Origin of the sequence: Mycobacterium sp. NPDC049093, assembly GCF_040704635.1 — a bacterium.
Taxonomy (GTDB): domain Bacteria; phylum Actinomycetota; class Actinomycetes; order Mycobacteriales; family Mycobacteriaceae; genus Mycobacterium.
The window spans coordinates 13749-37599 of the sequence record NZ_JBEZJS010000005.1; the positions used below are offsets into that span (position 1 = coordinate 13749).

A 23851-nucleotide genomic window follows, 5' to 3' on the forward strand; every position below is an offset into this window, starting at 1 on the left:
AGTGGACGCGGTCACTCCGCCGGCGTCAGCGCGAACACCGGGTGATCGGCGTCGTCGGGCAGATCGCGGAAGTAACCCTCCACGACCTTCCCCGCCAGCGGGCGGTAGGCGGCGATCACCGGCGCCCGCTGCGGCACCGGAACCTCGGCCGCGAGGTACTCCGCAGATCCGAGCCGCACCTTGGGATCGGCCCGGACGTTGCGCACCCAGTCCGACTCGCCGCGGGTCGACACCAGGTACCTGACCCCGTCGACCACAGGGACGACCACGGGAATCTGCTGCGGCTGCTTGTTGGTCCGCCGGGTCACGGTGAGCGTCTCGCTGTGCCCCACGCCGGTCGCCATCGCGACCCGGTTGAACACCTTCCGGACGAACCACGGCGGTTTGAGATAGGCCATGGGTTCAGTGTCGGCTCATTCGACCCGGCGCGGCAAGATCGCGGCAAGATGAAGTGATGGTGCGATTCTCAGACCGCCGCGCTCGGTTCAATCGACGCGTCACCAACCGGATCTTCCGGCCCGTATCCGGCTACCTGCCGATCTGGTCGATCATCGAGCACACCGGACGACGCAGTGGCACCATCTACCGCACCCCGGTGACGGTGTTCAGCACCGACGACGGGGTGGCGGTGCTCCTGCCCTATGGGCGACAACGGGATTGGGTGAAAAACCTGCAACATGCCGACGGCGGTCGCGTGAAATTCCAAGGACGCACCTTCGCCGTCGATCAGCCCCGAATCGTGCCGACCGCCGAGGCTCTGCCTCATCTGCGGGCACCGTGGCGCCAACTGATGGCGCGCGCCGGTGTCGACCACACCCTGCTGCTCAGGCGGGCCGACTGACCCCTGGCGTTTGCGGCACCTGCAAAATCCGACCACAGTAGGTTGTGACGGCCGTCACGGCAGCGATTGAATGAGGCCATGCAACTCCCGCAATGGCTGGCCCGACTCAACCGGTATGTCACCAACCCCATCCAGAAGCTCTGGGCCGGATGGGCGCCACTCTTCGGCATCCTCGAACACGTCGGCCGCAAGTCCGGCGCCCGCTACCGCACCCCGCTGTCGGTGTTCCCCGCCGATGGGGGCGTCGCGATCCTGCTCACCTACGGCCCCAACCGCGACTGGCTCAAGAACATCACCGCCGCCGGCGGCGCGCAGATGCGCCGGCACGGCAAGACCATCCAACTCACCGATCCGCGGGTGGTCACCAAAGCCGAGGCAGCCGAGCGGGTGAAGGGCCGGGTGCGGCGGCTCTTTGAACGCGTGCCGGTCGAGCAGGCGGTGTTGCTGCGCCGGATCTGATGCGGTTCGCCAATCCGGCAGAAGCAAACAGTGGGAGAACTCACTCTCGTCCGCGAACCGCCACCGTCAACACGGGTCGAACCCGAAGTTGGCTGCTCGATTGCCGATGTAGCTCGCCGCCCCCTGGCAAGCTACAAGTTGTGGCATCGGCTCCGCCAGCTAAGGTATCGGAGTCCCGCCACCAAAATGGGGGAGCCAGTGCAACGGGCGGGACAGCCTGTCGATGCCGGGCCTGTCTCCGTTACGGGCGCAGTCACGCGTCGCTGGGATCGACCGAGATCGAAGCTCGGCCACACGGCCGGCCGGAGTGCGCGAGCGACGTTCGCACCTGCGCGACGGCCGGCCAAAACTGGAGGGGACTTGAGTGCAGAGACATTTGACCGACGACGAGATCCTCAAGGAACTTGAACCGGTTGCCGAAGAAGGCCTCAATCACCATCTGAAGGTCGCCAAGGAGTGGCATCCGCACGACTACGTTCCGTGGGACCTCGGCCGCAACTTCGCGGCACTGGGCGGCGAAGACTGGGCACCGGAGCAGTCGGGTCTGTCCGAAGTTGCCAAGGTCGCGATGATCACCAATCTGCTCACCGAGGACAACCTGCCGTCCTACCACCGCGGGGCCGCGAATCATTTCTCACTCGACCGGGCCTGGGGTCATTGGGTCAACCAGTGGACCGCCGAAGAGAACCGCCACGGGATCGTCATCCGCGACTACCTCGTCGTCACCCGCGGAGTGGACCCCGTCGCCCTGGAGCGCATGCGCATGGAGCACATGCGCAACGGCTACGACCCCGACGAGGAAGAACGCGAGATTCACGAGCCCGGCCCGCTGATGATCGCGGCCTACGCCACCCTGCAGGAACTCGCGACCCGCGTCAGCCACCGCAACACCGGCAAGATCTGCGACGACCCTCTGGCCGAGTCGATGCTGCAGCGCGTCGCGACCGACGAGAACCTCCACATGGTTTTCTACCGCAACGTGTTCTCTGCCGGTTTCGACCTCTCCCCCGACCAGGCGATGGAGGCGGTGTGCGCCATCATCGAAGGATTCCGGATGCCGGGGCGGGGAATGCCCAACTGGCGCCGCAACAGCGTGATCATGGCCAAGCACGGCATCTATGACCTGCGCCAGCACCTCGAAGAGGTAGTGATGCCCAACGTCAAGAAATGGCGGATCTTCGAGCGCAACGACGTGACCGCGGTCGGCGAGAAACGCCGCGAGCAACTCGCCACCTACCTGGAGGATCTGCAGAAGCAGGTGCTCAGATTCGAGGAGCAGCGCGACCGCATGCTGGCACGCGAGGCCGCCAAGGCAGAGCGCTCCGCGTAGGTAGACCGACGTCGAGTAGGCGCGGGCGCTGCCGGTAAACCCCTGTTCACCTGGGGATACAAGGTCTACCGTAAATAAGCCACTACTGCGGTCGGCAGCAGGGCGCGGCATCTGTCCCATCGGTGGCAGGAGGTCACCATGAAGCGCCTACTCATCATCGGCTACGGCATCGCGAGCTATCTCCTGTTCGTGGTGTCGTTCCTCTACGCGATCGGGTTCGTCGGCAATTTCGTGGTGCCGCGCACGGTCGATTCCGGCATCGCCGCCCCTACCGCCGAGGCCGTACTCGTCAACCTGCTGCTGCTGTCGGTGTTCGCCATCCAGCACAGCGTGATGGCCCGGCCCTGGTTCAAGGACCGATGGACGCGGATCGTCCCTCAGGCCATCGAACGCAGCACCTACGTGTTGCTGTCCAGCCTGGCACTGCTCCTCTTGTACTGGCAGTGGCGCACCATGCCCGCGATCGTCTGGGACGTGGAATCCACTGCGGGCCGGGTGATTCTGTGGGCGCTGTTCTGGCTGGGCTGGGCCACGGTGTTCGCCTCGACGTTCATGATCAACCACTTCGACCTGTTCGGGTTGCGGCAGGTGTGGCTGAACTGGCGCGGCCAGCCGTATAGCGAGCTGGGGTTCCAGACGGTGATGTTCTACCGGGTGATCCGGCACCCGATCATGGCCGGGTTCATCATCGCGTTCTGGGCCATCCCCACAATGACCGCGGGCCATCTGTTGTTCGCGGCTGTCAGCACCGCCTACATCCTGGTGGCGATCCAGCTCGAAGAACGCGACCTGGTGGACATGCTGGGTGATCAGTACCGCGACTACCGGCACCGGGTGGCGATGCTGGCTCCCGGTCTGCACCTCGGCCACGACGACCCCACCCCGAAGGTCCGGCACCGGCCCGCGTAGCAGTCGAAAAGTGCGTTCAGCCGCCGAAAAATGGGCGGCTGGCTTTTATTTTTTTCTACGGTATGGTCGGGCCCAGTGATTGTTTGCGAGAAAAGGAGCAACGATGGCTGATAAATCCCAGGGTCGCATGCCCAAGAAACCGGCAATGACCATCAAGGAACGGCGCGCAGCGAAGCGCGACAAGGCCGCCGAAGCCGGCGAGACCATTCCCCGACGGAAGCGATCGGAGCGGGTTTAACGGCCTGGAGTGCAGTTTTCTACGGCCGCACTCCGTCAGGATGCATCGGGCGAATACCCACCGCACAAGTCGAGCGGAAATCGATTCGCGCCGAATTCACACCTTTAGTGGGCATTTAATTTTCCGTGTCAATCGGACAATAAATTATTTTATTGCGAGGGCATGGAACAAGGAGATCGGTAGAGGAATGACAATTTACGACTAGGGCTGAGAACGGCGGGTGCAATTGCAGTGGCGGATCGAAAGGCCGCCGGCCCGCGGGTGCTGGTGCTCGGTTGGCTGACAGACCTGTCCGGGTCGATCGCAGCAGCGCTGGAGCGTGGTGGCATCACGGCCAAACACGCACACCCGCCCGGCACTCACCTGCCGATCCGAAGCCGATGGCTCACCGCCGGCCCGGAGGAACTGTCGTTGAGCGCGGCGGAGATCGACTCGATCGACTCGGTCATCGCCATTCTCGAAGGGCCCACCATGCGAATCCGGTTCGGCGGGCGGCACAACTGGGCGTCGCGCAGGCAATTACGCAGGTATGCGAACGAGGCCTGCGCGTCGACAACCCGGGCCGCGCTCACCGTGGGTGCCCGCCGGACCCTGTTGATCTGCGACGCCCGGCGGCTGCCTCCTGGCCGCCGGGCGATCGCGCTGCGGTGGACTCGCGATCTGGCATACCGGATCGGCTATGAATGCGTGGTCAACGGACTGCCCGGTCACGCGGCGTCCTACGCGGTGATCGACACCGACGACGACGTTCGCGACGTCGCAGATGCCATCGTGACTTGGCAGCAGGGCACCGCCGCCGACGATCGGCGGCGGCGGTGGCCGTTGCACCCGGTGCTGGGCAGCGCGGAAGTCATGCCTGCCAGTTCAAGACCTCACCGGACCCCGCCGTCATGACCGTGCCGGGCATCACCCGCAACCGGTAGGGCGTCAATCGCAACGCGGCGAACTGATCCGATGTCGGCCCGTCGCTCCACTGCGGGATGATGTGCGGGTCATAGCCCACCGGCGCCGGACCGTTGGCGAAACGGTCCCACACCTGCGTGCAGGTCTCGTCGTCGGTGTACCACTCCACCAGGCAGTCCGCGGCGCAGGTGTCGTGGTTGGTGGTCCAGTAGCTGACCGAGACGTGCGGATGCACCGCCAGGTGCGCGCGTTTGACCGGAGTGGGCACGGTCGCGATCCAGCCGAACAGATCGGTTCCGTCCCAGTCCCAGATGGGGTGCAGGATGCGGGTTCGGGGTTGACTGTCGGCGTCGACGGTGGCCACCGAGGCCCACACGATCTCGTGGGCCATCGTCACGAAGGCAGGGGCGATCCGGTCCAGCGGGGTAGCAGTCACCTCGCCACAGTAGGCATGGCGCAACCCGCGACGGCGCGGGTTCGCGGTTACTTCTTGCTTTCGGGCTGGCCGTAGATGGGGTTACCGTCCTCGTCGACCCAGTCGTTGACGGCGGTGCCGGATACGGTGCCGTGACTGCCCGGCAGGGTGACGGTGGGGCGGGAGTCGTCATAGGACCTCATGACGCGCTCGGCTTCCTTGCGGTTCTCTTCGCTGACGGGCGGGGGCTTGTTGGTGGTCATCCGTATCGGCTGCCCGAAAATGTGAGCTACCAAACACTTCGGCGCCCGCGATCAGGCCGAAACGGTGCGCAGCGACGCCGGCAGGCTGGGCAGGAAATGACGGGTGGCGAACGCCCGGATGTCCTCGGCGGTATCGAGCGGCTCGACGCTGGGCAGCAGCAGGACCATCCCCGCGTAACGCAGGATGGTGTCGGCCAGGTCGTTGACCGCCTGCTGACCGATCCGGTCGGCGAACCCGGCCGGGAAGATCACCTTGAGCGCCGCGGCCATCCGTTCGATCGCCGCACCGTAGTGGGTCTGTAGCAGCTCCATGACCAGGGCCGGCTCATCGGCGATCAACTGGTTGAGCACGTGGTGACGACGGAACCGCAGAATCGAGAGCGTGAACGCCTCGACATAGTAATTCGATTGCGGCCCTGCATCTTTCAACTCGTTGGCGATGTCCGCGAACAACGCGACGTTCTCTCGCTCGATCACCGCCGCCACCAATTCGTCACGATTGGCGAAACGGCGGTAGATCGTGGTGCGGCTGACCCCGGCCCGACGCGCAACGTCGTCGAGCGCGACCCGGCGCAGGCCGTGCCGCTCGAACTCGACGAGGGCCGCGTCCAGGATTGCCACCGTCGCGGGCGACGAATCAGACCCCGTAGCATCAACTGCGGGCATAGCCCTTTTGCGCAAATTTGTTGTAGCGCACGCTCATCGGTAGATGGTCCCACACCCAGTTCACCGGACGGGTCCGCCAGAAGGCTGCGAACCGCTGATAATTGCGTTCCTGCCGGTCGCTCCACGGCAGGTCGAGCAGGTCACGGGCCCGCGGCGGCAGGCCCCCCGCGGTCAGGAATGCCGCGGCCGGGTCGAACACCGTGGCCACCACGCGCCACACGGCGGGGTGTACCCCCTTGGGGCAGGGAAAGCCCTTGGTGACGTAGCCGACGCCGTAGCGGGCAGACTTGTGCGGGACCGCCACCTCGTTCATCATCCGGTCCCAGTACTGCTCGAACTCGGCGTAAGTGGCCGGCATCGGCCGGTCGCTGACGCCGTAACGGCGGTACCAGGTCTTGGACTCCAGGTAGATCTGTTCCTTCTCGGCGTCGCTGAGCCGTTTGACGAAGGTGTCGGCGAAGTAGAGGACCTGCTCGACGAACGTCGCGTGCGCCCAGAAGTAGGTGTCGGGATCCAGCGCGTGGTAGCGGGACCCATCCGGCATATCGCCCTTGACGTGGTGGTGGAAGTCGCGGACCTGGGTGCCTGCGTTGTCCTCTTCCGACCCGTACACGGTGCGGAAGATCGGCGGGATGGTGCGCTTGAGCCGCTCGGCGGTGTCGGAGAAGAACGTCGAGTGGTCCAGCACGCCCTGGCCCAGTTCGGCCAGCATGTTCTGCAGAACGGCCGGCCGCGGGCCGATCAGGTACATCCGGTTGTCGCCGAAGTACTTCCAGACCAGCGATTGCGGCCCCAGGGGCAGGGCATCGGTCTGCTGGGGCTGCTCGGCCAATTCCGTCATGGACACAGTGTTACAGATTTTGAACTTTGTACCAAGAGCTCTGTGACCGGGGTCACCAACCGGGCGGGGCGGCGTTATCGCGCTGTGGCCGGATCGTGTCCGGTGCTGAGACCCATGGTTGGAATGATGCGCAGGTGACCTCGCTGACCCGCCGCGACGCGCTGCGTCTAGGTGTCACCGGCGCGGGTGTCGCGGGACTGATGGCATTGGGCAGCCTGCTCGATCCTCCGACGCCCCACGCGGCTCCGGGCCCCAACCAGACAGCCCCCGCGGGCAGCCCGTTACCGACCCGCGAATCGGGGTCGTTCACCTCCGCGGCCCGCGGCGGTGTCGAAACCAACTGGATCATCGCCCGCCCGCCGGGCCAGCACGGCCCATTGCGCCCGGTGATCGCCCTGCACGGGATGGACAACGACGCCGCCGGGGTGATGGACCTGGGCATTCCGGAGGCGCTGGCCCGGCTGACCGCCGCCGGCCGACCGCCGTTCGCAGTGGTCAGCGTCGATGGCGGCAACTCGTTCTGGCGCCGCCGAGCCTCTGGTGGGGACTCCGGGGCGATGGTGCTCAACGAACTGATCCCGATGTTGGGCACCAAGGGCATCGACACCTCGCGAGTGGCCTTCATGGGCTGGTCGATGGGCGGCTACGGCGCCATGCTGTTGGGTGCCAGACTGGGCGCCGCGCGTACCGCGGCGGTCTGCGCGATCAGCCCGGCGCTGTACCTGACGTACTGGGGCGCGCCGCCCGACGCCTTCGACAGCCTCGAAGACTGGCAGCAGAACTCAGCGCTGCGACTGCCACCGGCGCTGGGGTCGATCCCGCTACGCATCGACTGCGGTACCGGCGACGGGTTTTACGCAGCGACCCGAATGTTCGTCAACCAACTGCCCAGGACCCCGGCCGTCGGCTTCTACCCCGGCGGACACGATCAGGACTTCTGGCGCGCGCACTTGTCCGATGAGCTGGCCTGGCTCGATTCCTGAACCGCGCCGTGGGGTCTCATCCCCAGGTCAGCGGATCGAGCGCGAGATAGAACCGCAGACGCTCCGGATCCACTTGCGCCGGATAACCCGCAGCCAGGCCCGCCGCGGCGGCCTCGGCGAAACCGGGGAAGGTGTCGGCGGTGTTGGCCAAGAGCAGTGCCAGGTCGGCATGACGATCCGCGAGGCCCAATCGGCCCAGGTCGACGAAACCCTCGACAGTCAGCCGGTCAGGGTCGATCAGGATGTTCGGCAGACACAGGTCGCCATGGCACACCACCTGATCGCCGGCCTCCTGGCGGCGGCGCAGTTCGGTCTCTCGTTCGACACGGGCCAGCAGTTCTCCGGCGGGGACGTCCCGGTCCTCGTCGCGCAGGAACTCCGGGTCGACCGCGCCCGCAGCGACCACCGAGCGGGCCCGCGCCAACATGTCGTCGAGATCGCGGCGGTAGGGACATTCGGTCGGCGCGATGCCGTGCAGTGTGCGGACCGCCGCCACGATCGAGGGCCAGGCCGTCCGCAGTTCCGTTTCGGTGAGGCGATCGGCTGCGACGCCGCCGACCGCACTGGTGACCAGGACGGCGCCGCCGTCCTCGGTGCTACCCCAGTCGATGACGGCAGGCACCGGCAGCCCGTGACCGTGCGCCCACGACACCCGGTCCCGCTCGGCAAGCAGATCGGCCGCCGCCGCGGCGTCGACCACCTTCGCGTACCTGCCGTCCGAGTTCCGGAACACCCCGGCGCCGGATTCACCGCGCGTGACGGGAAGCCAATCGGTCACGGGATCAGCGGCGCAACCGCGCGATACCCAACACGGTCAGTACGCCCGCCAGACCCGCCAGCACGAGTGCCAGCACCAACAGCGGCGACGAATAGCTGACCGCCGTGGTGGCCGGCTCACCCTCCAGCACAGGTGCCACCTCGATCGTCGTCGCCGCCGCGATCCAGCTCAGCACGCAGCCCACCGCGGCAATGACAGCCACCACGAGCTCGAGAACGGCCCGCCGCTTCACGGGGTGCGCTCCTCGACCAGGGGCGTCAACGCCTCACGCAGCCTCCGGTGCTTGCGCGCCCAGGCCTGGGCCCCGCGGTTGCCGGTGAGTTTCAGCCCGATACCGGTCCGGCCGCGCGGCACCCCGCTGAGCTCGCCGAGTGCACGGTCGGACTGCCATTTCGGCGACTCCGAGCCCGATGCCTCCGGGTAGATCGACACGATCTCGTCGAGCTTGATGGTCTCGGCACCCTGGCGCAGCGTTTCGGCGGTCAGTTCGACCGAGGTGTGGATGCGCGCGGCCTTGATCTGAATGGCCACGAACACCGACACCAGCACCAGGAACACGATCGGGATCCACAGGTCCTGGCCGTAGCCGCCGGTCATCTGCAGAATCGCCATGCCGATCCCGGCGAACGGTCCGAGCAGCAGCCAGGCCCAGCTGGCGCCCTGCTCGTAGAACAACACTTCAGAGGCAACCTTGTTCACCGGTTCACTCTCCATGGTCACCCTTCCGCAATGGCAGCGCGCTCACACCGGTTCCCACAATGAGCGGGAGCAGTGCGACCAGCACGAGAACATTGAGGCCGGTCAACAGCACCAGGACCACGATAGCCAGCGACAATGCCACCGCCGCGCGCCGGTAGCGATCATCTGAGCGGCTGCGGCCCGCCAGGAAAGCCATACCGAGCCCCGCCAGCACGGTGAGTGCTCCGATGCCCCGGTACAACATTGTGTTCACCCCGGGCGGGATGGTCGCCGAAACCGCGAGCATGCCACCGGCGATCAACAACACCGAGCCGACCAACCAGCAGCTGAATCCGATGGTCGCGCGTCGCGACGGGGACGAGGGCGAAGACGACGTCGAAGACATTGTCTTCGAAGCGTAGCGAAATCAGCGGGTGAAGAAGCCGTCGGCGTCCTTGCGGTGCAGCAGATAGAGCCCACCCGCGATCAGCACTGACCCGACGATCGCGGTGACCGCGTAACCCATCGCCGCCGCATCCTGGCGTTCGCCGGTGAACAGGCTGCTGATCGCGTGCAGCACCGAGACGATTCCCCCACTGGTCAACAGCGTGCGGGCCCAGCGATATCCCTGCCGCATCAGCATCAGGAAGGCCACCACGATCGACGACAGCACCACCACGAACATCACCGAGAAGACGACCGTCATGGACCGTTGCACACCGGTGCCGGATCCAGTCAACGCATCGATCAGATACCCGATCACCATCAGCACCAGAGCAGCCGTCCACAGCCAGAATCCGGTGTCGACGTCGTCGGGACGACCGGTCGGGCTCGGTTCCTGTTCGGTCCCCTGATCGGTCACGCGAGCCAGCCGGCGACGTCGGCCGCCCAATAGGTCAGCACGATGTCGGCCCCGGCCCGCCGGATTCCGGTCAACGACTCCAGCGCAGCGGCCTGCAGGTCGATCCAGCCATTGGCCGCAGCGGCACAGATCATCGAGTACTCCCCCGAAATCTGGTATGCGGCAACGGGTACCGGCGCGATATCGGCGGCGGCGCGCACCACATCCAGGTAACTCATCGCCGGCTTGACCATGACGATGTCGGCACCCTCGTCGATGTCGAGTTCGACCTCGTGCACGGCTTCGCGGATATTGCCCGGATCCTGTTGGTAGGTACGCCGATCGCCGACCAGGCTGGACGACACCGCTTCGCGGAACGGGCCGTAGAACGCCGAGGCGAACTTGGCCGCGTAGGCCAGGATGGCGACGTCGGCGTGCCCGGCCGCATCGAGACCGTCACGGATGGCGGCCACCTGACCGTCCATCATTCCGCTGGGGCCCACCACGTGTGCACCCGATTCCGCTTGTGCCACGGCAAGTTCCACGTAGCGCAGGTTGGTCGCGTCGTTGTCCACCCGACCCGCGGCATCCAGCACGCCACAGTGCCCGTGGTCGGTGAACTCGTCGAGGCAGGTGTCGGCCATCAGCACCGTGGCGTCACCCAGGTCCTTGGCCAGATCCCGCAAGGCCACGTTGAGGATGCCGTCCGGATCGACGCCGACGGCGCCGGTCGGATCCTTGTCCTCGTCACGGGGCACGCCGAACAGCATCAGACCACCCACGCCGGCCGCCACCGCATCGGCGGCCGCCTGGCGCAGCGAATCCCTGGTGTGCTGCACCACGCCGGGCATGGAACTGATGGCTCGCGGCTCGTCGATGCCGTCCGCGACGAACATCGGGAGCACGAGATGGCGTGGTTCCAAAGAAGTTTGGGCCACCAGACGACGCATTGCCGGCGTGGTACGCAGGCGACGAGGGCGGTGTCTCGGGTAGGTCACTAGCGCGTCTCCTCCTCCGCGAAACCGCATTCCAGCAGAAGAACTCCGAGTGCAGACCTGCCGGAATGCCGTTTCGGCGGACGTTTATCTGCGGCGACTCTTCTTTCGCGGCGGGGGCAGCGCCCCTTCGGCCCGCAGTCGAGCGGCGTGCTCGGCAAGCGCATCGACCAGCGGTCCCACCGCGGCCGACTCGGGCTGGACATCCACCCGCAGGCCGAATTCCGCTGCGGTTTCAGCAGTTTTCGGTCCGATGCAGGCCACGATGGTCCGGGCGTGCGGCTTACCGGCGATACCGACCAGGTTGCGCACCGTCGAGCTCGAGGTGAAACAGACCGCGTCGAAGCCGCCGGTCTTGATCATCTCGCGGGTCTGCGCCGGCGGCGGAGCCGCACGCACGGTGCGGTAGGCGGTGACGTCCTCGATCTCCCAGCCGCGCTCACGCAGGCCCTCGGCCAGCGTCTCGGTGGCGATGTCGGCGCGGGGCAGCAGCACCCGGTTCACCGGGTCGAAAACCTCGTCGAACGGCGGGAACTCGTCGAGCAGGCCGAGTGAGGACTGCTCCCCCGACGGCACCAGCTCGGGATTGATTCCGAAGGCCCGCACCTTGTCGGCGGTGGCCTGCCCGACACACGCGATCTTCACGCCGGAGAACGCCCGCGCGTCCAGGCCGAACTCGTTGAACTTCTCCCACACCGCACGCACGGCGTTGGTGGAGGTGAACACCACCCACTGGAACCGGCCGTCGACCAGGCCCTTGACCGCGCGCTCCATCTGCGCGGGGCTGCGCGGCGGCTCGACGGCGATGGTCGGGACCTCGATCGGCAGGGCGCCGTGGCCCACGAGCCGGTCGCTCATCTCCCCGGCCTGGTCCTTGGTGCGCGGCACCAGCACGGTCCAGCCGTACAGGGCGCGGCTCTCCCACCAGTTCAGCTTGGCCCGGTTGGCCACCGTCTTGCCGATGGTGACGACCAGCGGACCGGTCAGCGGCCCCGCCAGCTCACTTCCGGCCGGCTTCTCCAGCACGGCCTTGTCGAGCAGACCACCGAGCGTGGTCTCCACCGAACGCTGCTGGCAGGTGGTACCGCTCGCGGTCACCACTGCCGGGGTGCTGTCGACCAGGCCCTGCTCGATGAGGGTGCGGGCGGCATCCGGCAGGTGCGACGCGGTCGCGTGCAGGATCAGCGGCCCGGGCGCGGCGGCCAGCGCCGCCCAGTCCACGTCACCGCGGACATCGGCCACGGTGTGCGCCGACCCCAGCGGCAGGCCCGCGTAGGTAGGCACCGCGCTGGTGGCGGGCAGTCCGGGGACGATCTCGAAGTTCATGTGGGACTTGGCCAGCGCACCGATCTCGGTGATGACGGCGTCCACGGACAGCGGGTCGCCGGAGACCAGGCGGACCACGTCGTAGCCGTGACGGGACTCGGCGATCAACGTCTTGGCCACCTCGGCAGGATCGCCGAGGGCGGGACGGACCTCAGGTCCACCCGCGATGATGGCGGCTTGCGCCGCGTCGGGGGTTCCGGCGGCGTCCTCACCGGCGGCGTCGGCCTTGGCCGGCTCAGCCGGGGCCGGACCGGATGCCGGCGGCAGCTCGGTGCCGATCAGTGCCAGCACTGCTTCGGGGACGTCGGGATCGGTGAACACCAACTCGGCGTGCGCCAGCACAGTTTGTGCCCGTGCCGTCAGCAGCCCCGGATCTCCCGGGCCTGAGCCCACAAATGTGATGCGGCCGGGCTTCGCCTTGCGACCTCGCATGGTCATTCTTCACTCCCGCGCTCTACCAACAGCTCGCGTGCACCCAACTCGAAAAGCTCCGCAGCCACCGAGACACCCAAGTCAGCGGCCCGATCGGGAGTTCCGATGCCGGACGCACGGATCACGTCGGATCCGTCCAGCGTCGCCACGCAGCCGCGCAACGACACCTCTTCGAAGACATTGCCGTCCTCATCGATGGACTCGACCACTTCTGCGATCGCTCCCACCGGTGCGGAACAGCCCGCCTCCAGTTCGGCGAGCAGGGTCCGTTCGGCGGTGACCGCGGCGCGCGTGTCGGCGTCATCCAACTCCGACAGCACCGAAATCAGCTCGGTGTCGCCGGAGCGGCATTCCACCGCGAGCGCACCTTGAGCCGGCGCTGGCAACATCTGCACCGGCTCGAGCGACTCGGTGACTTGATCGAGACGTCCGATACGGGCCAGACCCGCTCGGGCGACCACGATGGCGTCGAGATCGCCGCTCGTAACCCTGTTCAACCTGGTATCTAGGTTGCCTCGTAGGGGGCGGATTTCCAAACCGAGACCCAGTGCTCTAAGCTGCGCGGCCCGTCGCGCACTCGACGTGCCGATCACGGACCCCGCCGGCAACTCGCCGAGCACCAATCCGTCACGCGCCACCAGCGCGTCACGAGGGTCCTCACGGCGCGGGACGGCGGCGATCACAAAGCGATCGTCACGGGCGGTGGGCAAATCTTTGTAGGAGTGAACAGCCATGTCCACCCGGCCGTCGTGGATCGCCTCCCGCAGCGCCGCGGTGAAGACCCCGACGCCGATGTCGGCGATGGGGCCCTGGTTGCGGTCGCCCTCGGTCGAGATGATCACCAGCTCGCAGGGGTGGCCTGCGGCTCGTAAAGCGTCCCTGATGGTGCCGGCCTGCGTGGTCGCCAGCAGGCTACCCCGGGTGCCGATCCGGATCACCGTATCGCGCGTTTCTACCAAGCTCTACTCAGACTTATCGAGATCTGTTGTCATAAAGGGCAATTCGCTGGCCGCCACAGCTTCGACGGCTTGCGGATCGAGTTCGAACAGCTCCCGCAGAGCCTCTGCGTAGCTGTCCCCGCCAGGCGCGCTGGCGAGTTGTTTCACCCGCACCGTGGGTGCGTGCAAAAGCTTGTCGACGACACGGCGGACCGTCTTGGCCACCTCGTCGCGGTGCGCTGCCTCCAGTTCGGGCAGCCGGTTGTCCAGGCGCAACAGCTCGGCCTCCACCACGTCGGCGGCGCGTTGGCGCAGCGCGGTGACGGTTGGGGTGACCTCGGCCATCCGCTGGCCGGCCAGGTAGTTGGCAACCTCGGTGGCAACGATCGTGCGGGCCGCATCGGCGTCGGTGGCCGCGGCCCGCGCCGACGGCTCCCGCTGAATCCGGTCCATGTCGACAACCCAGACACCTGGCAACCCCGACACCGCCGGATCCACGTCGCGGGGCATGCCGAGGTCACAGATGACCAGCTGCCGATCGCCACCGGCGGCGGCGTTGCGCTGCGCCAGGGCATGGTGCACGTCGGCCAGGGAGACCACCGGGCGCACCGCGCCCGTGCTGCTGACCACGACGTCGGCGTCGACCAGAGCCTCCTCCAGGTGGTCCAGGGAGAAGGCCTGCGCCTGTACGCCTTGTTCGGTGAGATTCTCCGCGAGGCGTTCGGCCCGGGGCAGTGAGCGGTTCACCACATGAACCCGCTCGATCCCGGCCCGCACCAGGTGCGCACCGGCCAGGGCGCCCATGGAGCCCGCGCCGATCACGGCCGCGGTACGCCCGGCGATCCCGCCGGTGAGTTTGGTCTCGGCCATTCCGAGGGCGACCGAGACGACGGATGCGCCCGCGGCGTCGATCCCGGTCTCGGAATGCACCCGCTTGCCGACGTTGAGGGCCCGCTGGGCCAGCTCGTGCAGCGTGCGCCCGACGGTCTGGTGTTCCTCGGCCGAGGCGTAGGCGCGACGCACCTGACCCAGCACCTGGGCTTCACCGATGACCGCCGAATCCAGGCCGCTGGTCACCGCGAACAGGTGCTCGACGGCGGCCTCGGCGTACCGGACGTAGGCGTATTTGGTGAGATCGTTGAGAGACATCCCGGAGTGCTCGGAGAGCACCTGCCCGATGATCGACAGACCGCCGTGGAAGGCCTCCACCACGGCGTATATCTCGACGCGGTTGCAGGTGGACAGGACCATGGCCTCGGTGACCAGAGAGGAGCGAAGCACCTCGTCGATGATCTTGGCCTGATCGGACTCGTCAGTGCTCAACTGCTCGAGAACAGACACCGGCGCGCTGCGGTGCGAAACCCCGAATAGCAGCACACTCACGGCTTCATCACCACGTCACCAAGGTAATCGTTTCCGGCCCGCCCACCAAATTTCATCTGGTGGGAAGGTCGGCCCTAAGCGCCTGCTCGTCGACTTCCCAATAGCTGTGCTGGGTCCCGTTCAGCAAAATCACCGGCAACAGATCGCCGTAGCGGGCCCGCAGCGTGGTGTCGCCCGCACCGGCGGCGACGTCCACGTCCGTCGTCACCAGCTCGAAGTCCAGTTCTTCATGCAATGCGCCCAGCTCCTGCGCCGCCCGCTCACACATGCTGCAGCCCGCCCGGGTCAGCAACGTCACAGTGGCTCGACCGCTGGTACCCGCCCGCTCGCCCTCCATAGCGCCAGTATCCCGGCCGCGTGACTTAGGGTGAATTCGTGCCCGAATCCGGTAGTGCCGATGCGCTCGAACAGGAGCTTGCCGCCGAGGCCAGCGCCGAACTCGCAGTGACCGAGCTCGAGTCCGACACCGACCCCACCGGGACGCCGGTGCCGCCGCCCGATCTGACGGCCGCGGCGTTCTTCGACGTCGACAACACCCTGGTGCACGGATCGTCGCTGGTGCACTTCGCCCGCGGCCTGGCCGCCCGCAAGTACTTCACCTACCGCGACATCCTTGGCATCGTCTACGCCCAGGCCAAGTTCCAGTTCACCGGCAAGGAGAACAGCGACGACGTCGCCGAGGGCAAGCAGAAGGCCCTGGCGTTCATCGAGGGCCGCTCCACCGCCGAGCTCGTCGAGCTGGGCGAGGAGATCTACGACGAGATCATCGCCGACAAGATCTGGCCGGGAACCCGGGCGCTGGCCCAGATGCACCTGGACGCCGGGCAGCAGGTGTGGCTCGTCACCGCGACGCCCTACGAGTTGGCCGCCACGATTGCCAAGCGTCTGGGGTTGACGGGTGCGCTGGGGACGGTCGCCGAATCGGTCGACGGGGTGTTCACCGGCCGGCTGGTCGGCGACATCCTGCACGGCACCGGCAAGGCCCACGCGGTGCGGTCCCTGGCCATTCGGGAAGGGCTCAACCTGCGCCGGTGCACCGCCTATTCGGACAGCTTCAACGACGTGCCGATGCTGTCCCTGGTCGGTACCGCGGTGGCCATCAACCCCGACGCCGCGCTGCGCGACGTGGCCAGGGAGCGCGGCTGGGAGATCCGCGACTTCCGCACCGCACGCAAGGCTGCACGCATCGGGGTGCCGTCGGCATTGGCGCTCGGCGCGCTGGGCGGTGCGCTGGCCGCCGCGGCCTCCCGCCGCCACGACATTCGCTGAGCTAGCAGGACGCGTTATAAGCTTCCGCGGCGGGTCACACCACGCGGGCCCCACAGCCATGCACGTTTCGTGCGCACCGCGCACCGCATACCGAACAGCGCAGGGAATATGAGCATCGCCGCAAACATCATCGGGACGCACTACCGGTACCCCGACTACTTCGAGGTCGGCCGGGAGAAGGTCCGTGAGTTCGCCCGCGCGGTCAAGGACGACCATCCCGCGCTCTATGACGCCGAGGCGGCCAAGGAATTCGGCCACGACTCCGTGGTGGCGTCGGTGACGTTCCTCGCCGTGGCCGGCCGACGGGTCCAGCTCGAGCTGTTCGACAAGTTCGACATCCCGATCAATCTGGAGCGCGTGCTGCACCGCGACCAGAAGCTGATCTTCCACCGGCCGATCATGGTCGGCGACAAGCTGTGGTTCGACTCCTACCTAGACTCGGTCATCGAGTCGCACGGCACCGTGATCGCCGAGGTCCGGGCCGAGGTCACCGACGACGACGGCAACCCGGTAGCCACGAGCATCGTCACCATGCTCGGTGAGGCGGCCATCGACGAGGCCGACGAGATCAGTTCACAGATCGCCGCGGCGCGCGATGCCGCGATCGCCAAGATGGTTGCTGGGCAAAAGTCCGGCGCCTGATTTTTCTTTGCGCGAGCACGTATAAAACTGCCCACTTCCGCAAGGAAGTGGGCAGTTTTGTTACCGGTCGCGGTAAAGAGGAGAGGCGAAAAGCTCAGCCGAAGAACATGTTTCGGCGCCCCGCCAGCAGCTGATACAGCGTGTGCTGGATGGTCTCGCGGACCTGATCGGTCAGCTCGAAGGTGACCATCGGATCGTCGGCGGCGCTCTCGTCGTAGTCGACCGTCTCGATCGGCTCACCGAACTGGATGTGCCACTTCGAGGGCAACGGCACGAGGCCGAGCGGGCCCGCCAGCGGGAACAGCGGGGTCACCGGGAAGTACGGCAGACCGAGCAACCGGGCCAGCAGCTTGACGTCGGCCATCATCGGGTAGATCTCCTCCGAGCCCACGATCGAGCACGGCACGATCGGCGCCTGGGCCCGCAGAGCTGCGGAAACGAAGCCGCCGCGGCCGAACCGCTGCAGCTTGTAGCGATCCTTGAAGTTCTTGCCCAGCCCCTTGAAGCCTTCCGGGAAGACCGCGGTGAGCTCGCCGTTGGCGAGCAGCCGGTGCGCGTCGGCGGTGCAGGCCATGGTGTGCCCGGCCTTGCGTGCGGCAGCCCCGACCATCGGCAGATCGAACACCAGGTCCGCGGCGAGCAGACGCAGATCGCGGTTGAGCGGATGGTGATCGTGAACGGCCACCTGGGTCATCAACCCGTCGAAGGGCAGCACCCCGGCGTGGTTGGCCACCACGAGCGCCGCGCCGCTCTCGGGCAGGTTCTCGATACCGGAAACCTCGACCCGGAACCAGGATCGGAAAAACGTTCTCAGCAAAGGCAGAAAGATTGCATTGGTGATGTGCGGGTCGAACCCGAACTCGTCCACCGAGTACTCACCGGTCATCCGGGTGCGGATGAATTCCGAGACCGCTGCTATGCCCTTGACGAGTTCGCTGGGGCCTTCGTCGACGGACGAGCCCGAGGCACCGCTGCGCCGCTGATCGATCTCCCGCACCACCGCGGCGATCTGCTCGGCCGAGGCTCGGCTTCCCGGATCGGCCAGGACCGACGGATGACGACGGGCGCTGTCGGACCGCGCCGCCGCGCGGCGCGCGGCCGCCGAACGGTTCGAGTTCCCGTGTAGCGGAATAACTTTCGCCTTGGATTCAGCCGCCACGTCGATACCTTCTCCCACCCCGGATAGAGCCAGTCCTAATATCCCAAACGCTGCGCCACCCCCATGGCGCGACTCTCCATTGAGCGTACCCATCGCGGATCGAGTATCGGTGTCAATCCACGACCACGGACGTAGTCGTCGAATGCCTCGGCCGTCGTCCACTTGGGACTGTAACCCAGATCCCTGTGCATTCGCGTAGTGTCCATGACCCTGCCGTAGCTCAGATAGTTCATCTGATCGCGGTCGAGTTCGGTGTAACGCGTTGCGCGACTGAGCGAATTGATCGCCGACAACGCCCCGCTCGGAACCGGGAGCCGAACCCGTCCCGAACGCCGGATCGCCTGGCTCATCATGATGATGCCCGAGGCGCCGATGTTGAACGTGCCCCCTTTGCCTGCCATCGATGCACGCTCCAGCGCGCCCAGGGCGTCCTGTTCGTGCAGCAGTTGCAGCCGTGCGTCGTGCCCGACGACCGAAGGAACGACCGGACCGGCCAGATACCGCGAGAGTGCGGTGTCCATCGCCGGCCCGATCATGTTGGCCAGCCGCAGGATCGTCAGATCGATGTCAGGACGGCGCCGGGCGAGACCCCGCGCATAGCCCTCGATGTCGATGCTGTCGCGGGCGAACCCGTCGCCCGGCGGACGACGAGCACTGCTCTCCTCGCTGAACATCACCGGATCGCGCGAGCTCGAGCCGTACACCTCGGAGGTGGACTTGAGCACGACCCGACGAACGGACGGTGCCTTCTGGCAGGCGGCGAACAGCTGGATCGCGCCCATCACGTTGAGTTCCTTCAACGTGGCGCGACCTCCGGAGCGCGGAGCGTAGGACGCCGCCGCGGCATGCACGACGGTGTCCACGTTCCCGTTACGGATCACCTTGGCGATGAACGGGTTGCGGATGTCGGCGCGGACGAACTCCGCCCGCCCCATCCGGCGCATCATGTCCTTGCTCGGCACCACCGCGTCAACGGCGATGACATGCTCGATCGCCGGGTTCTGCACCAGCCTGGCGGTCAGATAACCACCGAGGAACCGGCACGCACCCGTGACCAGAACGACTTTCGGAGAGGGAGCCGTACCGGCGGACTTGCCTCCGCCGGACGAATCCGCATCAGAAGACCCGGGGACTCCCGTCGGGCGTCCCCCCGAACGACCATCAGAATCCATCGGCTCAGCCTAGCGGCCGCAGCGGAAAGCTACTTGCCGAGTTTTCTACGCTGCACCCGGGTACGGCGAAGCAGCTTGCGGTGCTTCTTCTTCGACATACGCTTACGCCGCTTCTTGATGACTGAGCCCATAAAGTCTGGTGTCTCCGCTACTCACGCTGGATGGTTGACCCGGTCACTTTACCCGGGCCTACCACCGAAACGGAAAACGCCAGCCTGCTCACTGCGCCCAGACCGCTGCGGTGTGTGCCTATCCGGCGTCGAAGTACGAAGACTCCAGCAGATCGTGGACCGCCTTGGCGTGGACCCGGAACGATCGGCCCACTCGAACCGCAGGCAGTTCACCGTTGTGCACCAACCGGTACACCGTCATCTTCGAGACCCTCATCAAGCTCGCCACTTCGGCGACCGTCAGAAATTGAGCCCGAGGCTGACCGTCGCCAGCATCCCGCGCCGATGGCCCGTTCATAGACGTCATCGCAACCCAATCAATCAGGCACAGGCAGTTCCAGCGGCTTCCCCACCGCTGGCACCGACCCGCGCATACAAAGGGAGAATAGCGTGGCGGGTGGGGTTACTGCGACGGGTGTGGGCTAATCAGTTGGAATTAATCTAATTACTCAGATGTAATTCCGAGCTGCTCAGAGCGCGTTTTCGCGGCCTGAACGGCGTTGGAGACCGCACCCCGCAGTCCCCCGCGCTCCAGTTCCCGCAGTCCAGCGGCGGTGGTACCGGCCGGCGAGGTCACCATTGCCCGCAGTCGCGCGGGCGTCGTGTCCAGCGCAGCGCCTCCGGCGGCGTTCACCTCATCGAGACGTTCGAGCAGCATCGCCGCCGAGCCCGCCATCGTCTGGACCGCCAGATCGGTGGCCACCGCGCGCGACAGACCCGATTCCACGCCCGCATCGACCAGCGCCTCGACCATCAGGAAGAAGTACGCCGGCCCCGACCCGGACACCGCAGTCACCGCGTCCAGCTGCGACTCGTTCACGGTGAGCACGCCACCGACCGCATCGAAGATCGACGAGACCTCCTTGAGCTGCTCGGCAGTGGCAAACCGGCCCGCCGCCAGAGCGCTCACCCCGCCTCCGACCACGATCGGCGAGTTCGGCATCACCCGGATCACCGGCGACCCGGCCGGCAGCTTGTTCTCGTAGTACGACGTGCTGACGCCGGCCGCGATGCTGACGAACACCTGCTCGGCGGTGTCGGAATCGGCGCGGGCCGCCGCATCGGCGATCTCGTCGATCGCACTCGCGACATCGGTCGGCTTCACCGCGATCACCACGTAGGCGGCGTTGTCGGCGGCATCGGCGACAGAGGTCACCAGCACCGAGTACTTCTCCGACAGGTACTTGGCCCGGTCCGGATATTTCTCCGCAACCACCAGGTCCTTGACCTGCCTACCAGCCCGTAACAGCCCCGACAGCAGCGCCTCGCCCATGCTTCCGCCGCCGATGATCGCGATTCTCGACATGGGCGACAGCATTCCATGTCCGCGCGTCAGCGCCGTCAGCCCGGCGCGGGGACCATCGCCAGCTGACGCGTCTGCACGATGATGCGGCCCTCGCAGTCGACCACGATGTGGTCCTCGTCGAACCAGTCCTGGCCGATCTGCACCGAGGTGCACATCACGCGCAGCCAGCCGTCGGCCGGCAAGGCCCGCAGATAGGCCGTCAGCTGGACCGTGGGCGCCCAACCGGTGCGTTCCACGGCGAATGTCACCGGAGCCGACACATCGCCGCACAGGAGCGCGAACAGGACGTCCGGAGCGACACCCTTCGGCCGCACCCAGTATTCGAAGACCGGCGGCCCGCCGTCGGTGCGCGGCCCCATGGTGTGCAGCGCCGGGCGGATGTCACAGCCGTGCGCCAAGTGCACGACGTGCTCCATCGGATGCCCCGGTCCGATCGGCTCCAGCCCGGGCGGGGGTTCTGGCGTCATCAGCGGCACCACGGGGTTGAACGACAGCAGCGGCGGCACATGATGCTCGGGCTCGCCGAGGGTCACCGCCACCGTCACCGCCGTGCGCTCGCCCTGCCGGAGTTCGACGTCGACCAGACCGATCCGGCGGCCCCGCTTGCGGACCGTGGTGATCACCTGCATCGGACCGGGATCCGGCGCCCACAGGTAGTTTCCCGAGACCGCGAGGGGTTGCGCGGACGTGCCCAGCTCGGTGCGGGCGGCGTTGGCACACAGCGCGAGCATGGCGCCGCCGTGCACCTTGGGCCCGATCGTCCAATGCTCGTTGAGCTCACCGTGATAGACGCCGTCGCCGGCGGCCGTGAGCTCCATGGCATCGGTGAACAGGGTGGAACCGGTCATGTGCGTCCTCTACTGGGGTAGGCGGAATCGGGTTCAGCGCAACAGGTGCGTACGGGCGAACTGCAACGACTCGGTCAGCAGCGCCTCGCGTTCGGTGGCCGTCCGCGCCGCCGACGTGGTGACCTCGAGGACGACATGGCCGGAGAAATTGCCCGCGGCCAGGAGCTGGCACACCTCGGCGGTGGGTTGGGTGCCGCGGCCCGGAACCAGATGCTCGTCTGTGGAGGCGCCCTTGCCGTCGCACAGATGCAGGTGCACCAGGCCGTCGCCCATGCGCCGGGCCATGTCCATCGCGTCGGTGCCCGCCGTCGCGGTGTGGCTCAGATCGAGTGTGTAGTGCGCGTGATTGCCGTCCAGCGGGTCGTAGGACGGCGCAAAGGCGGAGATGCCGGGGCCCGGCCGGCCGCCGCGCTTGCGCATCCGCTCCACCGAGGTACCGCCCGCCCCGAAGAACCGGTCGGCCCGGAACGGGAACATGTTCTCCACCGCCACCAGGACCTCGCTGTCGGCCTCCAGTTGGGCGACCTGGTCGCTGAACCCCTCGGCATAGCGTCGCTGCCAGCGGAACGGCGGATGCACCACGACGGTCTGCGCGCCCAGTTGTTCGGCGGCCCGCACGCTGCGTTCCAGTTTCGGGATCGGGTTGGCACCCCACACCCGCTGCGAGATCAGCAGGCACGGCGCATGCACCGACAACACCGGCACGCCATAGTGCGCCGACATCTTCGCGATCGTGTCGATATCCTGGCTGACCGATTCCGCCCACACCATCAGCTCGACACCGTCGTAGCCGAGACGGGCGGCGTACTCGAAGGCAGCCTCCGTCCTCAGCGGATAGACCGAGGCGGTGGACAGACCGATCTTGATGGCGGGGCGCACAACCCAATTGTGTACTGAGGCTGCTTCACTCCTCGCGTGCGCAGGCGCTAACTCGCCTGCAGCAGCGCCAGCGGTCCGAAGGTCACCAGGGCCCCTACCGCCACCGCGGTCAGCGTGCTGCCGATGTCCTCGGTCTTGCGGACCACCCGCACGCCACCGGCCAGGCCGAGGATGACCAGCACCCCGAGCACCAGCGCGACGATGGTGTTCCACTTCCACAGCTGATCGAAGGCGACGAACAGGCCGGCCCCGAAGGCCACCGCGATCACGCACTGGCCGACGATCCACATTCCGCGGACCATCGGGGAGGCGGGCGGCTGCTCGTCGTCGAATTCGTCGTGCTCATCGAAATCGCCGGCCGTGCCGGTGCCCTCGGACAGGTCTCCGTCGTGTTCGAGATCGACCTCGTCGCGGCCACGGGGGCGGCGGGCCTGCTCGTCGACGACGGACCCGCCGCCGAACAACGGGCCGAGCGAAGCGTAGGAACGATCGCCGTATTCGTCGTCGTAGTCGTCACCCGCGTAGTCGTCGTAGCCGGTGTCGTCGACGGAGTCCACATCGAGGTCGTGCGCGTCGGCCTCCACAAGCGCGTCGGCCGGCTCTGCGGCGTCGTCCGCGCCGAGGTCGTAGAGCGGGTCGGGGCTCATCCGCTCGGCGCCGGTACCCGACGGCCGGTAGTCGCGTGCCGGCGTCTTGGGCTGCGCGCGGCGCGGACGTGGCCGGAATTCGATCGGCTCCGGGTCGGCGTCACGTGCCGCCAGGTGCGCGTCGTAGTCGTCCTCGGCCTCGGTGCGCACCTCTTCGGGCTCCACCGGCCTGGGCGGCTTGACCCGAGGTACCCGAGGGGGCCGGGGGCCGCCGTTGCGGACCCGCGGCTCGTCCCGCGGTTGTTCGCGGGGCTCGCGTGTTTCGCGGGGTTCATCGCGGATCGGGGCCACGACGGCGGTGTCGACCAGTGGATCAGGCGCGGGAACCGACTCGTCGAGGGGTTCGGGCTCCATGTCATCGGTGATGATCGGGATCTCGCCGGTGAGTTCGGCGACCGTCACCGAGTCGCTGTTACCGCGCCGGCGCCGACGGCGACCGCCGACCGGGGGTGCCCCGATCGTCCCGTTCTTTGCCAGCAACTCGGCGACCGAGATCGGTCGGGTGCCGGATGGGCTGTTCTCTGGTCCTGTCATACCTAT

Annotated in this window: 33 protein-coding genes; 10 read left to right on the plus strand and 23 right to left on the minus strand. The window is 67.0% G+C overall.

Features of this window, described 5'->3' with window-relative positions; genetic code table 11:
• Positions 1-11: 11 nt before the first annotated feature.
• Positions 12-398, minus strand: coding sequence for a nitroreductase/quinone reductase family protein (locus tag AB0876_RS20250; RefSeq protein WP_491840413.1), 387 nt, complete (start codon positions 396-398; stop codon positions 12-14).
• A gap of 56 nt (positions 399-454) precedes the next feature.
• On the opposite strand from AB0876_RS20250, the gene AB0876_RS20255 reads away from it, so the two are divergent.
• The 6 genes from AB0876_RS20255 to AB0876_RS20280 all read left to right on the plus strand — a co-directional run bounded on the left by AB0876_RS20255 (position 455) and on the right by AB0876_RS20280 (position 4671).
• Complete coding sequence (locus AB0876_RS20255) at positions 455-841, plus strand: nitroreductase family deazaflavin-dependent oxidoreductase (protein WP_526042783.1); 387 nt, start codon at positions 455-457, stop codon at positions 839-841.
• Positions 842-919: 78 nt separating this feature from the next.
• Positions 920-1300 carry a nitroreductase family deazaflavin-dependent oxidoreductase gene (locus AB0876_RS20260; protein WP_526042784.1) on the plus strand — a complete coding sequence of 127 codons (381 nt, stop codon included), beginning with the start codon at positions 920-922 and terminating at the stop codon, positions 1298-1300.
• Positions 1301-1664: 364 nt separating this feature from the next.
• Positions 1665-2630: an acyl-ACP desaturase gene (locus AB0876_RS20265; protein ID WP_526042785.1), complete on the plus strand. Its 966-nt coding sequence runs from the start codon at positions 1665-1667 to the stop codon at positions 2628-2630.
• 138 nt (positions 2631-2768) lie between these two features.
• A complete protein-coding gene (gene mddA / locus AB0876_RS20270) occupies positions 2769-3539 on the plus strand; it encodes a methanethiol S-methyltransferase (RefSeq protein WP_526042786.1) in 771 nt (256 codons plus the stop codon).
• Between the two features lie 103 nt (positions 3540-3642).
• Positions 3643-3777, plus strand: coding sequence for a hypothetical protein (locus AB0876_RS20275; protein WP_526042787.1), 135 nt, complete (start codon positions 3643-3645; stop codon positions 3775-3777).
• 231 nt (positions 3778-4008) lie between these two features.
• Positions 4009-4671, plus strand: a complete 663-nt coding sequence (locus AB0876_RS20280) for a hypothetical protein (protein WP_526042788.1) — start codon at positions 4009-4011, stop codon at positions 4669-4671.
• Here AB0876_RS20280 and AB0876_RS20285 read toward each other — a convergent pair.
• From AB0876_RS20285 to AB0876_RS20300, 4 genes are all read right to left on the minus strand, one after another.
• Positions 4628-5071, minus strand: coding sequence for a pyridoxamine 5'-phosphate oxidase family protein (locus AB0876_RS20285; protein WP_526043041.1), 444 nt, complete (start codon positions 5069-5071; stop codon positions 4628-4630). The two genes, AB0876_RS20280 and AB0876_RS20285, sit on opposite strands and share 44 nt — an antisense overlap.
• 92 nt (positions 5072-5163) lie before the next feature.
• Positions 5164-5358, minus strand: a complete 195-nt coding sequence (locus AB0876_RS20290; protein ID WP_491840407.1) for a hypothetical protein — start codon at positions 5356-5358, stop codon at positions 5164-5166.
• A gap of 51 nt (positions 5359-5409) precedes the next feature.
• Positions 5410-6024, minus strand: coding sequence for a TetR/AcrR family transcriptional regulator (locus AB0876_RS20295; RefSeq protein ID WP_491840406.1), 615 nt, complete (start codon positions 6022-6024; stop codon positions 5410-5412).
• Complete coding sequence (locus AB0876_RS20300; protein WP_526042789.1) at positions 6011-6865, minus strand: oxygenase MpaB family protein; 855 nt, start codon at positions 6863-6865, stop codon at positions 6011-6013. Before AB0876_RS20300 ends, AB0876_RS20295 begins: the two co-directional genes overlap by 14 nt.
• 134 nt (positions 6866-6999) lie before the next feature.
• Between AB0876_RS20300 and AB0876_RS20305 the strand changes: the two genes are divergently transcribed.
• The gene (locus tag AB0876_RS20305; RefSeq protein ID WP_491840404.1) at positions 7000-7848 is read left to right on the plus strand and encodes an alpha/beta hydrolase; all 849 of its coding nucleotides are present in this window, start codon (positions 7000-7002) and stop codon (positions 7846-7848) included.
• A gap of 16 nt (positions 7849-7864) precedes the next feature.
• Here AB0876_RS20305 and AB0876_RS20310 read toward each other — a convergent pair whose 3' ends face one another.
• The 4 genes from AB0876_RS20310 to AB0876_RS20325 are packed head-to-tail and all read right to left on the minus strand — an operon-like array spanning position 7865 to position 9569.
• Entirely contained in the window at positions 7865-8626 is a 762-nt protein-coding gene (locus AB0876_RS20310) for an APH(3'') family aminoglycoside O-phosphotransferase (RefSeq protein WP_526042790.1), read from the minus strand.
• A gap of 4 nt (positions 8627-8630) precedes the next feature.
• Positions 8631-8858, minus strand: a complete 228-nt coding sequence (locus AB0876_RS20315) for a hypothetical protein (RefSeq protein ID WP_526042791.1) — start codon at positions 8856-8858, stop codon at positions 8631-8633.
• Positions 8855-9340 carry a transport-regulating membrane protein Mce1N gene (gene mce1N, locus AB0876_RS20320; protein WP_526042792.1) on the minus strand — a complete coding sequence of 162 codons (486 nt, stop codon included), beginning with the start codon at positions 9338-9340 and terminating at the stop codon, positions 8855-8857. Before mce1N ends, AB0876_RS20315 begins: the two co-directional genes overlap by 4 nt.
• Positions 9330-9569 (minus strand): hypothetical protein, encoded by a 240-nt coding sequence (locus AB0876_RS20325; RefSeq protein ID WP_526042793.1) that lies wholly within the window; start codon positions 9567-9569, stop codon positions 9330-9332. Before AB0876_RS20325 ends, mce1N begins: the two co-directional genes overlap by 11 nt.
• On the opposite strand from AB0876_RS20325, the gene AB0876_RS20330 reads away from it, so the two are divergent.
• A complete protein-coding gene (locus tag AB0876_RS20330) occupies positions 9553-9726 on the plus strand; it encodes a hypothetical protein (RefSeq protein ID WP_526042794.1) in 174 nt (57 codons plus the stop codon). The two genes, AB0876_RS20325 and AB0876_RS20330, sit on opposite strands and share 17 nt — an antisense overlap.
• 5 nt (positions 9727-9731) lie before the next feature.
• Here AB0876_RS20330 and AB0876_RS20335 read toward each other — a convergent pair whose 3' ends face one another.
• From AB0876_RS20335 to AB0876_RS20360, 6 genes are read right to left on the minus strand one after another with little or no spacing between them, the layout of a single operon-like run.
• Positions 9732-10166 (minus strand): hypothetical protein, encoded by a 435-nt coding sequence (locus tag AB0876_RS20335; RefSeq protein WP_491840398.1) that lies wholly within the window; start codon positions 10164-10166, stop codon positions 9732-9734.
• Positions 10163-11173: a porphobilinogen synthase gene (gene hemB, locus AB0876_RS20340; RefSeq protein ID WP_526042795.1), complete on the minus strand. Its 1011-nt coding sequence runs from the start codon at positions 11171-11173 to the stop codon at positions 10163-10165. The genes AB0876_RS20335 and hemB overlap by 4 nt, the downstream gene beginning before the upstream one ends.
• A 54-nt stretch (positions 11174-11227) precedes the next feature.
• A complete protein-coding gene (locus AB0876_RS20345; RefSeq protein WP_526042796.1) occupies positions 11228-12904 on the minus strand; it encodes a bifunctional uroporphyrinogen-III C-methyltransferase/uroporphyrinogen-III synthase in 1677 nt (558 codons plus the stop codon).
• The gene (hemC, locus tag AB0876_RS20350; RefSeq protein ID WP_055110460.1) at positions 12901-13836 is read right to left on the minus strand and encodes a hydroxymethylbilane synthase; all 936 of its coding nucleotides are present in this window, start codon (positions 13834-13836) and stop codon (positions 12901-12903) included. Before hemC ends, AB0876_RS20345 begins: the two co-directional genes overlap by 4 nt.
• Positions 13837-13860: 24 nt before the next feature.
• Positions 13861-15219, minus strand: a complete 1359-nt coding sequence (locus AB0876_RS20355; RefSeq protein WP_491840396.1) for a glutamyl-tRNA reductase — start codon at positions 15217-15219, stop codon at positions 13861-13863.
• A gap of 52 nt (positions 15220-15271) precedes the next feature.
• A complete protein-coding gene (locus AB0876_RS20360; RefSeq protein WP_491840395.1) occupies positions 15272-15556 on the minus strand; it encodes a glutaredoxin family protein in 285 nt (94 codons plus the stop codon).
• A gap of 38 nt (positions 15557-15594) precedes the next feature.
• On the opposite strand from AB0876_RS20360, the gene AB0876_RS20365 reads away from it, so the two are divergent.
• Positions 15595-16488: an HAD family hydrolase gene (locus tag AB0876_RS20365; RefSeq protein ID WP_491840394.1), complete on the plus strand. Its 894-nt coding sequence runs from the start codon at positions 15595-15597 to the stop codon at positions 16486-16488.
• A 108-nt stretch (positions 16489-16596) separates the two neighbouring features.
• Positions 16597-17130, plus strand: a complete 534-nt coding sequence (locus tag AB0876_RS20370) for an FAS1-like dehydratase domain-containing protein (RefSeq protein ID WP_064882272.1) — start codon at positions 16597-16599, stop codon at positions 17128-17130.
• Between the two features lie 94 nt (positions 17131-17224).
• Here AB0876_RS20370 and AB0876_RS20375 read toward each other — a convergent pair whose 3' ends face one another.
• The 8 genes from AB0876_RS20375 to AB0876_RS20410 form a co-directional block, all read right to left on the minus strand.
• A complete protein-coding gene (locus AB0876_RS20375) occupies positions 17225-18295 on the minus strand; it encodes a lysophospholipid acyltransferase family protein (protein WP_526043042.1) in 1071 nt (356 codons plus the stop codon).
• A gap of 29 nt (positions 18296-18324) precedes the next feature.
• Entirely contained in the window at positions 18325-19461 is a 1137-nt protein-coding gene (locus AB0876_RS20380) for an SDR family oxidoreductase (RefSeq protein WP_491840392.1), read from the minus strand.
• A 29-nt stretch (positions 19462-19490) separates the two neighbouring features.
• Positions 19491-19592: a 30S ribosomal protein bS22 gene (locus AB0876_RS20385; RefSeq protein WP_003402602.1), complete on the minus strand. Its 102-nt coding sequence runs from the start codon at positions 19590-19592 to the stop codon at positions 19491-19493.
• 118 nt (positions 19593-19710) lie between these two features.
• On the minus strand, positions 19711-19938 hold the full coding sequence (locus AB0876_RS20390) for a cell division/environmental response transcriptional regulator (RefSeq protein ID WP_003882954.1): 228 nt from the start codon (positions 19936-19938) through the stop codon (positions 19711-19713).
• A gap of 138 nt (positions 19939-20076) precedes the next feature.
• Entirely contained in the window at positions 20077-20937 is an 861-nt protein-coding gene (gene proC / locus AB0876_RS20395; RefSeq protein WP_491840391.1) for a pyrroline-5-carboxylate reductase, read from the minus strand.
• 35 nt (positions 20938-20972) lie between these two features.
• The gene (locus tag AB0876_RS20400; protein ID WP_526042797.1) at positions 20973-21785 is read right to left on the minus strand and encodes an acyl-CoA thioesterase; all 813 of its coding nucleotides are present in this window, start codon (positions 21783-21785) and stop codon (positions 20973-20975) included.
• A 33-nt stretch (positions 21786-21818) separates the two neighbouring features.
• Entirely contained in the window at positions 21819-22664 is an 846-nt protein-coding gene (locus AB0876_RS20405; protein ID WP_055110467.1) for a sugar phosphate isomerase/epimerase family protein, read from the minus strand.
• A 47-nt stretch (positions 22665-22711) separates the two neighbouring features.
• The gene (locus tag AB0876_RS20410) at positions 22712-23845 is read right to left on the minus strand and encodes an Rv0497 family membrane protein (RefSeq protein WP_526042798.1); all 1134 of its coding nucleotides are present in this window, start codon (positions 23843-23845) and stop codon (positions 22712-22714) included.
• Positions 23846-23851 lie beyond the last annotated feature (6 nt).

What these genes read in the sequence shown, in the direction of transcription:
- AB0876_RS20325 (WP_526042793.1), bottom strand. Translation starts at nt 9,569, where the DNA reads ATGTTGTACCGGGGCATCGGAGCACTCACCGTGCTGGCGGGGCTCGGT.
- AB0876_RS20390 (WP_003882954.1), bottom strand. Translation starts at nt 19,938, where the DNA reads ATGACGTCTATGAACGGGCCATCGGCGCGGGATGCTGGCGACGGTCAG.
- hemB (WP_526042795.1), bottom strand. Translation starts at nt 11,173, where the DNA reads ATGCGGTTTCGCGGAGGAGGAGACGCGCTAGTGACCTACCCGAGACAC.
- mce1N (WP_526042792.1), bottom strand. Translation starts at nt 9,340, where the DNA reads ATGGAGAGTGAACCGGTGAACAAGGTTGCCTCTGAAGTGTTGTTCTAC.
- AB0876_RS20260 (WP_526042784.1), top strand. Translation starts at nt 920, where the DNA reads ATGCAACTCCCGCAATGGCTGGCCCGACTCAACCGGTATGTCACCAAC.
- AB0876_RS20410 (WP_526042798.1), bottom strand. Translation starts at nt 23,845, where the DNA reads ATGACAGGACCAGAGAACAGCCCATCCGGCACCCGACCGATCTCGGTC.
- AB0876_RS20360 (WP_491840395.1), bottom strand. Translation starts at nt 15,556, where the DNA reads ATGGAGGGCGAGCGGGCGGGTACCAGCGGTCGAGCCACTGTGACGTTG.
- AB0876_RS20385 (WP_003402602.1), bottom strand. Translation starts at nt 19,592, where the DNA reads ATGGGCTCAGTCATCAAGAAGCGGCGTAAGCGTATGTCGAAGAAGAAG.
- mddA (WP_526042786.1), top strand. Translation starts at nt 2,769, where the DNA reads ATGAAGCGCCTACTCATCATCGGCTACGGCATCGCGAGCTATCTCCTG.
- AB0876_RS20250 (WP_491840413.1), bottom strand. Translation starts at nt 398, where the DNA reads ATGGCCTATCTCAAACCGCCGTGGTTCGTCCGGAAGGTGTTCAACCGG.
- AB0876_RS20300 (WP_526042789.1), bottom strand. Translation starts at nt 6,865, where the DNA reads ATGACGGAATTGGCCGAGCAGCCCCAGCAGACCGATGCCCTGCCCCTG.
- AB0876_RS20290 (WP_491840407.1), bottom strand. Translation starts at nt 5,358, where the DNA reads ATGACCACCAACAAGCCCCCGCCCGTCAGCGAAGAGAACCGCAAGGAA.
- AB0876_RS20380 (WP_491840392.1), bottom strand. Translation starts at nt 19,461, where the DNA reads ATGGATTCTGATGGTCGTTCGGGGGGACGCCCGACGGGAGTCCCCGGG.
- AB0876_RS20285 (WP_526043041.1), bottom strand. Translation starts at nt 5,071, where the DNA reads ATGGCCCACGAGATCGTGTGGGCCTCGGTGGCCACCGTCGACGCCGAC.
- AB0876_RS20400 (WP_526042797.1), bottom strand. Translation starts at nt 21,785, where the DNA reads ATGACCGGTTCCACCCTGTTCACCGATGCCATGGAGCTCACGGCCGCC.
- AB0876_RS20330 (WP_526042794.1), top strand. Translation starts at nt 9,553, where the DNA reads ATGCCCCGGTACAACATTGTGTTCACCCCGGGCGGGATGGTCGCCGAA.
- AB0876_RS20370 (WP_064882272.1), top strand. Translation starts at nt 16,597, where the DNA reads ATGAGCATCGCCGCAAACATCATCGGGACGCACTACCGGTACCCCGAC.
- proC (WP_491840391.1), bottom strand. Translation starts at nt 20,937, where the DNA reads ATGTCGAGAATCGCGATCATCGGCGGCGGAAGCATGGGCGAGGCGCTG.
- AB0876_RS20295 (WP_491840406.1), bottom strand. Translation starts at nt 6,024, where the DNA reads ATGCCCGCAGTTGATGCTACGGGGTCTGATTCGTCGCCCGCGACGGTG.
- AB0876_RS20275 (WP_526042787.1), top strand. Translation starts at nt 3,643, where the DNA reads ATGGCTGATAAATCCCAGGGTCGCATGCCCAAGAAACCGGCAATGACC.
- AB0876_RS20345 (WP_526042796.1), bottom strand. Translation starts at nt 12,904, where the DNA reads ATGACCATGCGAGGTCGCAAGGCGAAGCCCGGCCGCATCACATTTGTG.
- AB0876_RS20255 (WP_526042783.1), top strand. Translation starts at nt 455, where the DNA reads ATGGTGCGATTCTCAGACCGCCGCGCTCGGTTCAATCGACGCGTCACC.